The organism is Telluria sp. AIW5, assembly GCF_056680575.1.
The window spans coordinates 2,231,624-2,244,465 of sequence record NZ_CM155289.1; the positions used below are offsets into that span (position 1 = coordinate 2,231,624).

A 12,842-nucleotide genomic window follows, 5' to 3' on the forward strand; every position below is an offset into this window, starting at 1 on the left:
GACCATGACCATGACCGTACTTGACATCATGCGCTCGGCGAGCGTGATTCCCGTGATCGCCATCGACGACCCGGCGCACGCCGTGCCGCTCGCGAAAGCCCTGGTTGCCGGCGGCATCCGCGTGCTCGAGGTGACGCTGCGCACCGCCCACGGCCTGCAGGCGATCCGCGACATGGCCCAGGTCGAAGGCGCCATCGTCGGCGTCGGCACCCTGACGCAAGGCGAGGAATTCGCCGCCGCGCGCGACGCCGGCGCCGTGTTCGGCGTCTCGCCGGGCCTGACGAACGCCCTGATCGAAGCGGCGAAAAAGAGCGGCCTGCCGCTGCTGCCGGGCGTGATGACCCCGTCCGAAGTGATGGCCGCGCGCGAAGCCGGTTTCCGCGAGCTGAAGCTGTTCCCGGCCGTGCCGGCGGGCGGCGTCGGCATGCTCAACGCGATCGGCGGCCCGCTGCCGGACGTGACCTTCTGCCCGACCGGCGGCATCTCGATCGATACCGCACCCGCGTTCCTGGCCTGCAAGAACGTGGCCTGCGTCGGCGGCTCCTGGCTGACGCCAAAGGATGCGATTGCGGCCGGCGACTGGGGCCGCATCACCGAGCTGGCCAAAGCCGCGGCGGCGCTGCGCAAATAAGCTGCATGGCACGCCGCTGGCGTCCTTTGAGCACGGGGGAGATCGCAATGGTGTCCCTGCTGTTCGGGGACGCCATTGACACCACCCGCGTGCGCGTCTACAGCCGGCGCTACCTGCCGTACCTGCAGCCCCAGAACTGCGCGATGACGCCGAACGGCAGCATCTATTTTCACCATTCCTGCTTCCTCGACGACTACGCCGCGGCCAGTATCACCGGCCAGCACTGGTTCATGTACGGGATGGTGCTCGCATGGCAGTCTGCACACCGACTCTCCAAGTGCTTGCGACCGAAACGAACCGACGCTGCGTCCAGCCGCACTTCTTGCTTGTCCTGTGAGTAACATCGCCATGCACTGAGCGTCGGTAGCATGGCCATGCCTGCACGGGCTGGGCAAGGCGCCTGAGTTTGCGAGCGAGTTTTCATGGGAGTGGGCAGCGTGACCTCGTCCACACTGATTTGCCGATCGGTAGAATATCGTTGTAACCGGTGCAGCCGTTCGACGTGTGAGTTCCCGTAGTTGCAATTCTTTAGTTGGCTGACCACTGGAACCGAGCAACTACTCGGACTACACTGTCCCGCGGTCAGGGAGCGACCGGGTCGAGTGTTATCATTTGTCCCTAAAATTCAGACATACCAATCAACTTGTGCGAATCGCTCCTGCTCCGCCAACATATCGAGCCTGCCAATGACCGACCCCCACGACCAGCCCCACTTCCGCGGCGGTGGTGCTATGGGTGCACTGATCCGTTGCCACGACTGGTCGGCAACGCCGCCTGGTCAACTGGAATCATGGCCTTTGTCCTTGAAGACAGCCGTGAGCCTGATTCTGCGTGCGCAGCAGCCTATGTTCATCGCCTGGGGGCCAAGCCAGATCTCGCTCTACAATGACGGCTACATCCCGATCCTCGGCGACAAGCATCCCGATGCGCTCGGCCATTCAATGGCCGACGTCTGGAGCGAGATCTGGGACGAACTACGTTTGCTGAACGAGGCCGTCATGCGCGGCGAGTCGCTGTCATTCGAGAACAAGCCGTTCAATTTGGCCAGCCGCGAGACGCCCGGACCGCACTATTTCAGCTTCACCTACACGCCCTTGCTGGATGACGACGGGCAGGTCGCGGGTATCTTCTGCGCAGCGATCGAAACCACCTCGACGGTAATGCTCGCGGACAATGCACGCACCGCGAGCGCAGCGCAGCAGGCACTTGCCGAGAGCGAAGAACGCCTGCGCCTGGCCACTGACGCTTCCGAGATCGCGTTCTGGGATGTGAACGTGCCCGAGGGCAGCCTGATCTGGCAACCGGGGCTGCGAAGCATGTTCGGCATCACGACCGATGAAGCGCTTTCGCTGGAGGACTTCTTCGCGGGCCTGCATCCGGACGACCGGGCGACAGTGGCCCGCGCATTCGCGGCGGCCTGCGATCCGCAGCGACGCGCGCTTTACAACGTCGAGTGCCGCACGGTGGGACGCGACGACGGCCGGGTTCGCTGGATTGCGGCCAAGGGCCGCGGACTATTCGACGCCGCCGGCCGCTGTGTGCGCGCTAACGGCACGGCGATGGACATCACGAGCCGCAAGACCACCGAATTGGCGATGGAGATGGCCCTGGAAGCCAGCCGCACCGGCACTTTCCATTGGGACATCGAGGAAAACCTGCTCACTTGGGATGGCGCGCTCGACCGCTTGTTCGGTCTGCGCCCCGGCGAGGCGGTGCGTAGCCTCGACCAATTCATCGCGCTGGTTCATCCGGACGACCGCGCCGAGGTTATCCGCCGGTGCGAGCGCTGCCGCGATAACGGTGACGATTTCGAGATGGAGCTCCGGGTGGTGTACCCGGATGGTTCGGTGCACTGGTTATACGATCGTGGCCGGACCTTCCTTGACCCGACTGGCCGCGCGAGGACAATGACCGGCGCTTGTGTCGACATTACCAATTACGTACGCACGCGCGAGGCGCTCAAGCTTGCCGATCGCCAGAAGGACGAATTCCTGGCCACGCTCGCACATGAGTTGCGCAACCCGCTTGCACCTCTGCGCACCGGGCTGCACCTGCTGCAGCACATCAAAGGCGGTCTGCCGGGCCAGGCGGACCAGGTGCTGGGCATCATGCAACGCCAGTTCGATCACATGGTGCACCTGGTCGACGACCTGCTCGACATCGCGCGCATCCGGCAGGGCAAGATCCTGCTGCGGCAGGATCCGCTTTCACTCCAATCCGTGCTCGAACAAGCGCTGGAGGGCGTGCAGGCTCTGCTCGACGCGCAGGGGCATCGGGTCATTTGGCAAGGTGTGGATCCTGCGCTATGGGTCACGGGGGACGCGACCCGACTGGTCCAGGTGGTGGGCAACCTGCTTAACAACGCGGCGAAGTACACGCCACGCGGAGGCTGCGTGTCGCTGCGCGCTGGCGAGGCTACTCAGCCGGGCATGCTGGTCATCGAGGTGGCCGACACGGGCATCGGCATCCCGCCCGATATGATCGAGCACGTGTTCGACCGGTTCGCGCAGGTGCAGCAGCACCTGGACCATGCACAGGGTGGCCTGGGCATCGGCCTGAGCGTTGTCAAGGGCCTGGTCGAGATGCACGGTGGCCGCGTCGTCGCCGAGAGCGCCGGCCCGGGCGCCGGCAGCCTGTTCCGCATCTGGCTGCCGCGTGCGGACGCGCCGGAGCCGGTCGAGGCCGCGCCGCCTTCGAGTCCGGGCGCCATCGAGCGATACAGGGTGCTGGTCGTCGACGATAACCGAGACGCGGCCGAGACCATGGCCATGGTGCTGGAAATGAGCGGCCACGCGGTACTCCTCGCGTACGACGGGCAGACGGCGGTAGAGATGGTGAAGCTGCATGACCCGGCGGTGGTGTTCCTCGACATCGGCATGCCGGGCATGAATGGCTACGAGACCGCATCGCTGTTGCGGACCTTGCCGGGCGCGCAGGCCCGCCTGTTGGTGGCGCTCACCGGCTGGGGCAGCGAGGCCGATCAGGCGCGCAGCCTCGAGGCGGGTTTCGACCTCCACCTTACCAAGCCAGTGGACATCGACAAAGTCCTGCGCGTGCTGTCGGCGCGCTTCAGCCACGACGTTCGCGCGCCGGCGCTGTGAGCGCATTGCAGGCCCTACCACTTCGTCGCCCGCGTTCACAGCGGTGGCGCCCCCTCGCCGCAGGCGAAACCGCCCTGGCGTCGCTGCTGTTTCGCGACGCCATCGATTACACGCGCGTACGTGTCTACAGCCGGCGCTACCTGCCTTACCTGCAGCCGAAGAACTGCTGCATGACGCCCAATGGCCACCTGTACTTCCACGCGTCCTATTTTCTCGACGACTATTCGTGTGCCGGCATCGGTGGACAGCACTGGTTCATGCACGAGATGGTCCACGTCTGGCAGCACCAGCTCGGCTACCCCGTGCGCCTGCGCGGCGCGGTGCGCATCGGGCTTCCTTACCACTACGATTTGCATGGAGGCGCGACGCTGGCCGACTACAACATGGAAGCGCAGGGCGATTTGCTGGCCGATTACTTCGTGCTGAAATTCCTGCAGCGTCCCGAGGCGATGCGCCAGCACCGCTATGCAGGCCAGCTCGCGCTGTACGAGCAGGTGCTGTCCGGCTTCCTGCGCGAGCCGGCCAGGCGCGCCAACCTGCCGCGCGGTCTTGCCTGGCTGCCGGTGCGCCGTCGGTAGGGTGGTCGGCTCCACCCCGCGGCGTGCGTCCACGCTGCCTGAACGCCGCCCACGCGTAACGTTTGCATCCACGCTGCCGAAAACGCCCCACGCGTAAGGTTCGCACCCCCACTGCCCGAAACGCTCCCACGCGCCGTCCAACGATGCGCTGATCTGTTGCACCACCCCATCATGCAGGATGCATTTGCTCGCCCGTCTTTTCCGGGTTGATCTTCCTCAATACTGCCGTGCGGCAACAAATTAGGCTTATTCCTGCCCACCCTTCCTGCATTCCGAAACCATCATGAAGTTCATTCTGACCCTGTGCCTCGCCGGCCTGCTCCTGCTCCCCGCGCAGGCCGAACGCCGCGTCGGCGAAGCGCAGGTGCGGGCGGACGGCAATGGCCAGCCATGCTTCACGATCTCGGAACGGGAAGAAAAGCGCAGTGGTGCGCCCGACTTTCAATCGGTGACGGTCAGCGAAGGCGTGCGCGTTTCGTGGCAGATGTCCATGCCGCGAGATCGGACTTTTCCGGTGGATTCGAACATGTGCATCCCGTATGGCGGGCGCGTGACGGCGCTGCCGCAAACGACGGCTGCGGTGCTGGTAGAGGGGAAGGTCTATACGGTGCAGGTGGAGGCGAGGCCAGGCAAGAACGCGGCGACGCCGCTGCGCTATCAGGGACGGTTTTGCCTGGCGCCCCGGCGAGGCGCAAGCGCACGCCTGCACTTCATCGATCCCGATGCGCAGCCCGGGCGCGACCTGTACGGCTGCCAACCCCGGCGTTGAGCGGAATGGCCTGTCTTTGCCGCTTTGCATGCGCACGCACGCCTGAGGCGATGGCCAGGCCTGGCGTTCGCCTCGTCGAAATACATGCCGATCCGAAGCCGACCGAAGCCGTCCATCCTCAGCGTCCAGTCAAGCGCGAATGCCTGACCGCACAGCGACATCAGGCATGCCAACGCGATCGTTCTTGAATCTTTTGTCATGCGATCTTCGGTAGCCTTACTCATGCCGTAGACAATCCACCGGCAACAACCTCGACGCCCGCCGCGCCGGATAAAACCCGAAGAACACGCCCACCGCCGTCGCAAACGCACATGCCACGATCACCGCACTGACGCCCACCTTCACGTCGAACTCGGCCGCCTTCGTAATCGCCGCCGCCCCCGTCGCCGCGATCACGATCCCGACCACCGCCCCCGCCAGGCAAATCACCACCGCCTCCACCAGGAACTGCAGCAAAATATCCCGCGGCTTGGCGCCGATCGCCATGCGAATGCCGATCTCGCGCGTGCGCTCGGTCACCGACACCAGCATGATGTTCATGATACCGATGCCGCCGACCAGCAGCGAGATCCCGCCGATCACGCCCAGCAGCGCCGCAATGCCTGCGCTGATCCTGGCGCCGGTCTCGGCGAAGGTCGCCATGTTCTGCATCTTGAAGTCGTCCGGATCATCGAGCTTGATGCGATGGCGGTCGCGCAGCGTCTCCTTCATGTCCTCGACCGCGTCGGCCAGCACGCCCTCGCTCTTGCCCTGGGCCGCGATGTAGTGGACGTTGTCGGGGAAGGGGCCGCGCACCATGTAGGCGCGCGCCGCCGTGATCGGCACCAGCACCATCTCCGACAAATCGCCGCCGTCGATCTGGCGGCCCTCTCCCTGCAGCACGCCGACCACCTGGAACGAGACGTTCTCGATGCGCAGGTAGCGCCCGAGCGGATCGAGCCGGTAGAAGAACTGGTCCGCCACCTTCTGCCCGATCACGACCATGCGCGCGGCCGCGCGCACGTCCTCGTCGGTGAACATGCTGCCCTGGTCGATCTTCCAGTTGCGTATCCTGAACATGGCGGGTGTCACGCCGTGCACCATGCTGCCCGAGGTCTCGTTGCCGGCGGCGAGCTTGAAGCTGCCCTGCAGCGCCGGCGCCGCACCGCGCAGGCTGGGCAGGCGGTCCAGGGCGGCCGCATCGGCGACGGTCAGCGAGGGCGCGGCGCCGCTGCGCATGCGCTGGGCCTCGGTGCGGTCGCCGCCCGGGAACACGTACACCATGTTGGTGCCGAGTGCCTCCATCTCCTTTTTGACGAAGCGCTGCATCGTGTCGCCCAGCGCCATCATCAGCACCACCGAGGCGATGCCGATCACGATGCCGAGCATGGTCAGCGCGGTGCGCAGCCGGTTCGCCGCCATCGAACGCAGCGCTTCCACGATCACCTGGTAGAGCTTCATGCCTCGCTCCCGTGGATGGCGTGTTCGTGGCTGGCGGCGAGCTGGCGCAGGCCCTCGGCGGCGGGACCGTCATACAGCACGCGGCCATCCTTCAGGCGCACCAGGCGCCGGCTCCAGGCCGCGATGTCCGGTTCGTGCGTGACCAGCACGATGGTGATGCCGCGTTCCGCGTTCAGCGTTTGCAGGCCGCGCATGATGTCGTCGCTGGTCTGCGTGTCGAGGTTGCCGGTCGGTTCATCGGCCAGGATCAATGGCGGGTCGCCGACCAGGGCGCGCGCGATCGCCACGCGCTGCTGCTGGCCGCCGGAGAGTTGATTCGGCGTGCGCTTGCCGAATTCGGCCAGGCCCACGCGCTCGAGTTCCTGCTGCGCCTTGGCCAGCGCGCGGCCGCGCGACGCGCCGGCATAAATCAGCGGCAGCGCCACGTTTTCGAGCACGCTCATGCGCTTGATGAGGTTAAAACTCTGGAACACGAAGCCGATGGTGCGGTTACGGATGTCGGCCAGTTGCGGCCGGGTGAGGGCGCGCGTGTCCTTGCCGTCGAGGAGGTAGTCGCCGCCGGTTGCCTGGTCGAGGCAGCCGAGGATGTTCATCAGCGTCGACTTGCCGGAACCGGATTGCCCCATCACCGCGATGAAGTCGCCGCGCTCGACGGCCAGGTCGACGCCGAACAGCACTGGCGTCTCGACGCTGCCCGAGACATAGCTCTTGGTGACGGCGCGGATGTCGATCAAGGGGGGCATCACATGTCCTGCGCCGGCTGCAGCGTACGGATGACGACGCGCTCGCCCGCCTTCAGGCCGCCGCTCACCACTTCGGTATAGCGGAAGTTCGACAGGCCGATGCGGATGTCGACCGGCTGCGGCTGGTTTTTCGCATCGAGTTTATAGACCTTGAACAGGCGTGCGGTGTCGCCCGCGCCCTGCACGGCGAGGTCGTCGTCCAGCGCAGTCGCGGAAGCGGAAGCGGTGCTGGCCGGCTCCTTCGCCGCTTTTGCCGCAAGCGCCTTGCGTTCCTTCTCCTGGTCTTCTTCCGACAGCCGGAAGCGCAGCGCCGCAGTCGGGATGCGCAGGGCCTTCGGGCGGTTGTCCACCACCAGCCGCACTTGCGCCGTCATGCCGGGCTTCAGCAATTCGTCCTTGTTGTCGACGTCGAGCACGACGTTGTAGGTGACGACGTTCTGCACCACGTTCGGCGCCAGGCGGAACTGGCGCATCGTGGCCTTGAATTCGCGGCTCGGATAGGCGTCGACCACGAAGCGCGCCGGCAGGCCATCCTTCAGCGCGCCGACGTCCGCCTCCGAGACGCTGGTATCGATCTGCATCTTGGTCAGATCCTGCGCGATCTGGAACAGGTTCGGCGTGTTGAACGAAGCCGCCACCGTCTGCCCGAGGTCGATCGTGCGCTTGATGATGACGCCGTCGATCGGGCTGCGGATCACGCTGTTGTTGACGTCGGCGAGCGCCCGTTCAAGCTGGGCGTTCGCCAGTTGCTGGTTGGCGCGCGCGACGTCGAGTTCGCGGCGCGACTGGTCGAGCGCCAGGCTCGAGACGAAATTCTGGGCGACCAGCTGCTTGTTGCGCTCGAAGCTGGCCTGGGCCAGGCGCAGGGACGCCTGCGCCGACGCTACGCTGGCGCGCGCCTGGCCGACCTGGGCATTGAAGATGGTCGGATCGAGCTTCAGCAGCACCTGCCCCTTTTTCACGCGGTCGTTGAAGTCGGCCTTCAGTTCGACGACGGTGCCCGAGACCTGCGAGCCGACGTTCACCAGCGCGACCGGATTGATGGTGCCGGTGGCGGTGACGGTATGGGTGATGCTGCCGGTATCGACCACGCTGGCGCGGTATTTCAGCGGCAGCGTCTTCGGCTCGTGGTGGCGATTGGCCCAGGCCAGGGCGGCCGCGCCGGCGACGAGCAGGCCGACGATGGCCAGCACGGGCTTTTTGGTGAAGATCTTCATCGTCTCGCCTGTCAGGGTGTGGATGCCAGATAGATGCCAATTTGCAATCAATTCAGTGTCGGGGATTTTGGCCGATACGGCAATGCGAAACGGATATGCATGTCGGTAAATCGGATATGCATGTCGCGCAGAAGGCGCGGGGGCGACAGGGACATGCGGCGACATGAGGGCGATCCGTTAAAATGTCGGCATTCCCTCTTTTCCATTGCAAACATCATGACTCAGGACGAACTCAAGCAAGCCGTGGCACGCGCCGCCATCGATTACGTGGTCGACGGCGAAATCATCGGCGTGGGCACCGGCTCGACCGCCAATTTCTTTATCGACGAACTGGCGAAGATCAAGGACCGCATCAAGGGCACGGTGGCCTCCTCGGAAGCGACCGCGGCACGCCTGCGCGGCCATGGCATTCCCGTGTTCGACCTGAACGAGGTCGAATCGATTGCCGTCTACATCGACGGCGCCGACGAGATCACCGAGCAGGGCGCGATGATCAAGGGCGGCGGCGCGGCGCTCACGCGCGAGAAGATCGTGGCCTCGGTGTCGAAACGTTTTGTCTGCATCGCCGACGGCTCGAAGCTGGTCGGCACGCTGGGCAAGTTCCCGCTGCCGGTCGAAGTGATCCCGATGGCGCGCGCGGCCGTGATGCGCAAGCTGGCAGCCCTCGGCGGCCAGCCGCGCCTGCGTACCAAGGCGGGCAGCGACGAGGCCTTCATCACCGACAACGGTGGCCAGATCATCGACGTCGCAGGCCTGTCGATTGCCGACCCGGTGGCTTTCGAAACCGAGATCAACGGCATCGTTGGCGTGATCGCGGTCGGCCTGTTCGCAAAGCAGGGCGCCAACGTCTGCCTGCTGGGCATGGCCGAAGGCGTCAAAAAACTGAGCTTCTGATTCTTTCGGAGACGCGATGAAAGCACTGCTGGCGCTGGTAATTGCAACCGTCCTCGGCGGCTGCGCGATGTCCCGCTCGAAGCCACCGGCCGCACCAGGGGCGCCCGTGCCCGCAGCGCCGCAACTGGTCGATGCCAACGGCGTGCCGATCGAGCGCGTGCCTTATCGCGTGGGCGTGTCTTCGGTCACGGTCGAGCAGCTGGCACGCCAGCATGCCTGCGTCGGGCAGGGCGCGGGGCTGGTGACCGAGCCGGGGCCGGTCGAGGTGTATCGCCTGCAGTGCAGCGACGGTAAAGTGTTCATGGCCCGCTGCGAGCTGCGCCAGTGCCGCAAGATGTAAGCAAAGGCCGGGGTCAGGTCTGACATTTGGACTCCCGCCTTGGCGCGACCTCTGCCTTAGTTGAACGCCGACGACACGTTGGCGTGCAATTAGTAGTCGAGTTCGTGTCCGAATGTCAGACCTGACCCCGGCTCTTCTGTCTACTCAGTAACCCTGCCGCGCAGCGCCTTGACTTGGCCGCTGCGCGTTTTTTCATCCAGCCGCCGCCGCTGCGAGCCGCGCGTCGGTTTCGTCGGCCGGCGCACGGCCTGCACCACGGCCGCCGCGTCGACCAGCGCCTGCAGGCGCTGCAGGGCGTCTTCCTTGTTCTGTTCCAGGCTGCGCGACTGCTGGGCTTTGAGTACCAGCACGCCTTCGTGCGTGATGCGGGTGTCGCGCATCTCCAGGAGGCGTTCCTTGATATACACCGGCAGCGATGAGGCGCCGATATCGAAGCGCGCGTGCACCGCGCACGAGACCTTGTTGACGTTCTGCCCGCCCGGACCCTGGGCGCGGATGGCGATGAATTCGACTTCGGAGGGGAGGATGGTGGGGCTCACTTCGGTTCCATTTGCATTGACAGCCGCATCATGCCACGAGCGGCGCGCCGGGCGTCGTAACCGCCGAAACAAAATGATGCAACTGTAACAACTGTAACGTGCGGCCCTTCCTGCTGGAAACGTGTAACCTGATCATAACAATTTGATAAGGAGTGCACCATGAACAAGACCACTATCTCTGCCCTGATGCTTGCTGTCGCCGTCCTCGCCACCGGTTGCAAGAAAGCCGACAACGATCCGTCGACTGGTCCTGCCCAGGAAGCCGGCAAGGCCATCGACAATACCGCCGCTACCGCCGCCCAGAATACCCGTGAAGGCGCCGCCGCCGTCGGCAACGCCACCGAACGCGCCGCCGACAACGTCGACAAGGCTGCCGAGCACGCCGGCGACAAGATGGAAAACGCCGCCGACCGCGCCGGCCAGAACATGAAGGAAGCCGGCGCCGAAGTGCGCCAGGGCTCGCGCGAAGCCGCCCAGGACGTGAAGGAAGGCGCAGCCAACGCCACCAACAAGGCCGGCAAGGGCATCGAACGTGTCGGCGAGAAGATGCAGGACGCTTCGAAGTAATCAGCATCCCGCTTGATCCAGCAAGGCCCGCCCTCTGCGATGCAGGCGGCGGGCCTTGGTGTTTACGCTTCGGCGATATGGATTTTCGACTTGATGTGCTTGAGGCTGGCCACGATCGTAAACGTCATGATCACCAGCAGCGACCACGAACTCCATTTGCTGATGTGGACGATCGACCAGGCGCCGAGCTGGTTCGGGTAGCGCCACACTCCCCAGAAAGTACTGATGTTCTCGGCCAGCCAGATGAAGAAGCCGATCAGGACGAAACCCAGCATCAGCGGCATCTGGCGGTCGCGGTCGAGCGGCCGGTAGATGACGACGGTGCGCGAATACAGCCCCAGCGCGCAGGCGGCCAGGTACCAGCGGTAGTCGCCGATGGTGTGGTGCGTGAAGAAGTTGGCGTAGATGAGGAGCGCGATGGTGGCTGCCATCCAGTAGGGCGGGTGATGGCGGATGCGCAGGTCGAACATGCGCCAGGCCTGCACGATATAGCTGCCGACCGAGGCGTACATGAAGCCCGCGAACAGTGGGACGCCGGCGATTTTCGTGTACGCGAAATCGGGATAGCTCCAGGACTGGACGCTGCCGGATACCTTGAACGCTTCCAGCGCAAAGCCGACCACGTGGAACAGGCAGACGGCCTTCAGTTCGTCCCAGGTTTCGAGCCTGGCAAACAGCATCCAGAACTGGATGCCCAGGGCGGCCAGCAGCAGCAAGTCGTAGCGCGGGATGCCGAACAGGCCGGCGCGCGGCATGACGAGCACGGTGGCCATGAAGGTGAAGACGAACAGGCAGGAACGCGCGTTCTTGAAGCCGAAGTAGAGGAATTCGATCAGGCCCCGCCGCAGCCCGGCGAGCCTGCGTGGCCGGTCGTCCATCAGCAGGTTGTCGACTGCGGCGAGCATGTTCATAGTGTTCCGGCTGACGGGTGGGGGGCGCATCCATTCTACGACGGGCTCCGCGGCGCCGGTCGAATCCCATCCGCGCCAAAATACGATTCAACATCGGGAGTTGTACAGTGAACACGGAAATCGTCCGCACCATCGGCCACTCGAACCGGTCGATCGAAGACTTCATCGACCTGCTGCGGCAAAACGAGGTGGACTGCCTGCTCGACATCCGCACCGTGCCCAAGTCGCGCCACAATCCGCAGTTCGGGCAGGACCTGCTGCCGGTCTCGCTGGCGGAGGCCGGCATCGCCTACCGCCAGATGCCGGGCCTGGGCGGCCTGCGCCGCGCATTGAAGGAGTCGCCCAACAGCGGCTGGCGCAATACGTCCTTTCGCGGCTATGCCGACTACATGCAGACGCCGGAATTTGCCGAGAACGTCGAGGCGGTGATCGAACTGGCGAAGACCACGCGCTGCGCGCTGATGTGCGCCGAGTCGGTGCCCTGGCGCTGCCACCGCTCGCTGGTGGCCGACGCGCTGCTGGTGCGCGGGATTCCGGTCGAGCACATCATCAATCCAGGCAAGCGCAGGCCGGCGAAGCTGACGCCGTTTGCGAAGGTGGAGGGGACGCGCATCCTGTATCCGCCGGAAGAAACGGGTGCGGATGAATGCTGCTGAAGGGGATGGCTGGCGCGTGATCGGCCGTCAATCGTAGGGTGGGCGCCCCGTGCCCACCGAACGTGTGCCCGATGTTCGCAGCGATCGTAGCAAACAATGGTCATCGTTCCGCGTGGGCACGGGGTCCGATCGCGGCCCGGCCCACCCTACGGCATCGCGCCCGTTTTCAAGCTTACGGCGCAGGCGGCACGTAGCCCATTGCCTGGTCGGCGCCTTCGCCGAAGAAATGCTTTTCCAGCTGCGTCGCCAGGTATTTGCGCGCGCGGTCGTCCGCCAGGTTCAGGCGGTTTTCGTTGATCAGCATGGTCTGGTGCTTGAGCCAGCCCTGCCAGGCTTCCTTCGAGACCGACAGGTAGAGCTTCTTGCCCATTTCGCCCGGGACTGGCGGGAAGTCCAGCCCTTCGGCTTCCTTGTTGAGTTTGACGCAGTGGACGGTGCGGGCCATGTTTGCTCCTG

At 65.0% G+C, this 12,842-nt stretch carries 15 protein-coding genes; 9 read left to right on the forward strand and 6 right to left on the reverse strand.

From position 1 onward, the window contains the following. The first annotated feature begins 4 nt into the window (after positions 1-4). The 5 genes from eda (at position 5) to AC1MEM_RS09825 (ending at position 5,079) form a co-directional block, all read left to right on the forward strand. Positions 5-631 carry a bifunctional 4-hydroxy-2-oxoglutarate aldolase/2-dehydro-3-deoxy-phosphogluconate aldolase gene (eda, locus tag AC1MEM_RS09805; RefSeq protein WP_499477620.1) on the forward strand — a complete coding sequence of 209 codons (627 nt, stop codon included), beginning with the start codon at positions 5-7 and terminating at the stop codon, positions 629-631. 47 nt (positions 632-678) lie between these two features. After that, positions 679-972 (forward strand): hypothetical protein, encoded by a 294-nt coding sequence (locus AC1MEM_RS09810; protein WP_499476926.1) that lies wholly within the window; start codon positions 679-681, stop codon positions 970-972. 474 nt (positions 973-1,446) lie between these two features. Continuing rightward, positions 1,447-3,732, forward strand: a complete 2,286-nt coding sequence (locus AC1MEM_RS09815) for a hybrid sensor histidine kinase/response regulator (RefSeq protein ID WP_499476927.1) — start codon at positions 1,447-1,449, stop codon at positions 3,730-3,732. Then, entirely contained in the window at positions 3,729-4,310 is a 582-nt protein-coding gene (locus AC1MEM_RS09820; protein ID WP_499476929.1) for a Rhs element Vgr protein, read from the forward strand. Before AC1MEM_RS09815 ends, AC1MEM_RS09820 begins: the two co-directional genes overlap by 4 nt. A gap of 283 nt (positions 4,311-4,593) precedes the next feature. Next, complete coding sequence (locus AC1MEM_RS09825; RefSeq protein WP_499476930.1) at positions 4,594-5,079, forward strand: hypothetical protein; 486 nt, start codon at positions 4,594-4,596, stop codon at positions 5,077-5,079. A 216-nt stretch (positions 5,080-5,295) separates the two neighbouring features. Here AC1MEM_RS09825 and AC1MEM_RS09830 read toward each other — a convergent pair whose 3' ends face one another. Genes AC1MEM_RS09830 through AC1MEM_RS09840 form a run of 3 tightly spaced genes read right to left on the reverse strand, consistent with a single transcriptional unit; the run spans position 5,296 to position 8,479 of the window. Continuing rightward, a complete protein-coding gene (locus tag AC1MEM_RS09830) occupies positions 5,296-6,519 on the reverse strand; it encodes an ABC transporter permease (RefSeq protein WP_499476931.1) in 1,224 nt (407 codons plus the stop codon). After that, complete coding sequence (locus AC1MEM_RS09835; RefSeq protein WP_499476933.1) at positions 6,516-7,262, reverse strand: ABC transporter ATP-binding protein; 747 nt, start codon at positions 7,260-7,262, stop codon at positions 6,516-6,518. The genes AC1MEM_RS09830 and AC1MEM_RS09835 overlap by 4 nt, the downstream gene beginning before the upstream one ends. Beyond that, positions 7,262-8,479: an efflux RND transporter periplasmic adaptor subunit gene (locus AC1MEM_RS09840; protein ID WP_499476934.1), complete on the reverse strand. Its 1,218-nt coding sequence runs from the start codon at positions 8,477-8,479 to the stop codon at positions 7,262-7,264. The genes AC1MEM_RS09835 and AC1MEM_RS09840 overlap by 1 nt, the downstream gene beginning before the upstream one ends. Before the next feature lie 216 nt (positions 8,480-8,695). Here AC1MEM_RS09840 and rpiA point away from each other — a divergent pair, with 216 nt between their 5' ends. Then, on the forward strand, positions 8,696-9,373 hold the full coding sequence (rpiA, locus tag AC1MEM_RS09845) for a ribose-5-phosphate isomerase RpiA (RefSeq protein ID WP_499476936.1): 678 nt from the start codon (positions 8,696-8,698) through the stop codon (positions 9,371-9,373). Between the two features lie 16 nt (positions 9,374-9,389). Beyond that, a complete protein-coding gene (locus tag AC1MEM_RS09850; RefSeq protein WP_499476938.1) occupies positions 9,390-9,713 on the forward strand; it encodes a hypothetical protein in 324 nt (107 codons plus the stop codon). Between the two features lie 140 nt (positions 9,714-9,853). Here AC1MEM_RS09850 and arfB read toward each other — a convergent pair whose 3' ends face one another. Next, positions 9,854-10,252, reverse strand: coding sequence for an alternative ribosome rescue aminoacyl-tRNA hydrolase ArfB (arfB, locus tag AC1MEM_RS09855; protein WP_499476939.1), 399 nt, complete (start codon positions 10,250-10,252; stop codon positions 9,854-9,856). A gap of 159 nt (positions 10,253-10,411) precedes the next feature. Between arfB and AC1MEM_RS09860 the strand changes: the two genes are divergently transcribed. Continuing rightward, positions 10,412-10,819 carry a hypothetical protein gene (locus tag AC1MEM_RS09860; protein WP_499476941.1) on the forward strand — a complete coding sequence of 136 codons (408 nt, stop codon included), beginning with the start codon at positions 10,412-10,414 and terminating at the stop codon, positions 10,817-10,819. A 62-nt stretch (positions 10,820-10,881) separates the two neighbouring features. Here the strand turns inward: AC1MEM_RS09860 and AC1MEM_RS09865 are convergent, their stop codons facing one another. Next, positions 10,882-11,724, reverse strand: coding sequence for a DUF817 domain-containing protein (locus AC1MEM_RS09865; RefSeq protein WP_499477622.1), 843 nt, complete (start codon positions 11,722-11,724; stop codon positions 10,882-10,884). A 113-nt stretch (positions 11,725-11,837) separates the two neighbouring features. Here AC1MEM_RS09865 and AC1MEM_RS09870 point away from each other — a divergent pair, with 113 nt between their 5' ends. Further along, the gene (locus tag AC1MEM_RS09870) at positions 11,838-12,386 is read left to right on the forward strand and encodes a DUF488 domain-containing protein (protein ID WP_499476942.1); all 549 of its coding nucleotides are present in this window, start codon (positions 11,838-11,840) and stop codon (positions 12,384-12,386) included. A gap of 172 nt (positions 12,387-12,558) precedes the next feature. On the opposite strand, the gene AC1MEM_RS09875 is transcribed toward AC1MEM_RS09870, so the two are convergent. Beyond that, complete coding sequence (locus tag AC1MEM_RS09875) at positions 12,559-12,831, reverse strand: oxidative damage protection protein (RefSeq protein ID WP_499476944.1); 273 nt, start codon at positions 12,829-12,831, stop codon at positions 12,559-12,561. Positions 12,832-12,842: the final 11 nt, after the last annotated feature.

Bases quoted from the DNA above. Each gene is read 5' to 3' on its own strand.
- AC1MEM_RS09810 (WP_499476926.1), top strand. From the start codon at position 679: ATGGTGTCCCTGCTGTTCGGGGACGCCATTGACACCACCCGCGTGCGC.
- AC1MEM_RS09875 (WP_499476944.1), bottom strand. From the start codon at position 12,831: ATGGCCCGCACCGTCCACTGCGTCAAACTCAACAAGGAAGCCGAAGGG.
- rpiA (WP_499476936.1), top strand. From the start codon at position 8,696: ATGACTCAGGACGAACTCAAGCAAGCCGTGGCACGCGCCGCCATCGAT.
- AC1MEM_RS09830 (WP_499476931.1), bottom strand. From the start codon at position 6,519: ATGAAGCTCTACCAGGTGATCGTGGAAGCGCTGCGTTCGATGGCGGCG.
- eda (WP_499477620.1), top strand. From the start codon at position 5: ATGACCATGACCGTACTTGACATCATGCGCTCGGCGAGCGTGATTCCC.
- AC1MEM_RS09850 (WP_499476938.1), top strand. From the start codon at position 9,390: ATGAAAGCACTGCTGGCGCTGGTAATTGCAACCGTCCTCGGCGGCTGC.
- AC1MEM_RS09865 (WP_499477622.1), bottom strand. From the start codon at position 11,724: ATGCTCGCCGCAGTCGACAACCTGCTGATGGACGACCGGCCACGCAGG.
- AC1MEM_RS09860 (WP_499476941.1), top strand. From the start codon at position 10,412: ATGAACAAGACCACTATCTCTGCCCTGATGCTTGCTGTCGCCGTCCTC.
- AC1MEM_RS09835 (WP_499476933.1), bottom strand. From the start codon at position 7,262: ATGCCCCCCTTGATCGACATCCGCGCCGTCACCAAGAGCTATGTCTCG.
- AC1MEM_RS09825 (WP_499476930.1), top strand. From the start codon at position 4,594: ATGAAGTTCATTCTGACCCTGTGCCTCGCCGGCCTGCTCCTGCTCCCC.
- AC1MEM_RS09840 (WP_499476934.1), bottom strand. From the start codon at position 8,479: ATGAAGATCTTCACCAAAAAGCCCGTGCTGGCCATCGTCGGCCTGCTC.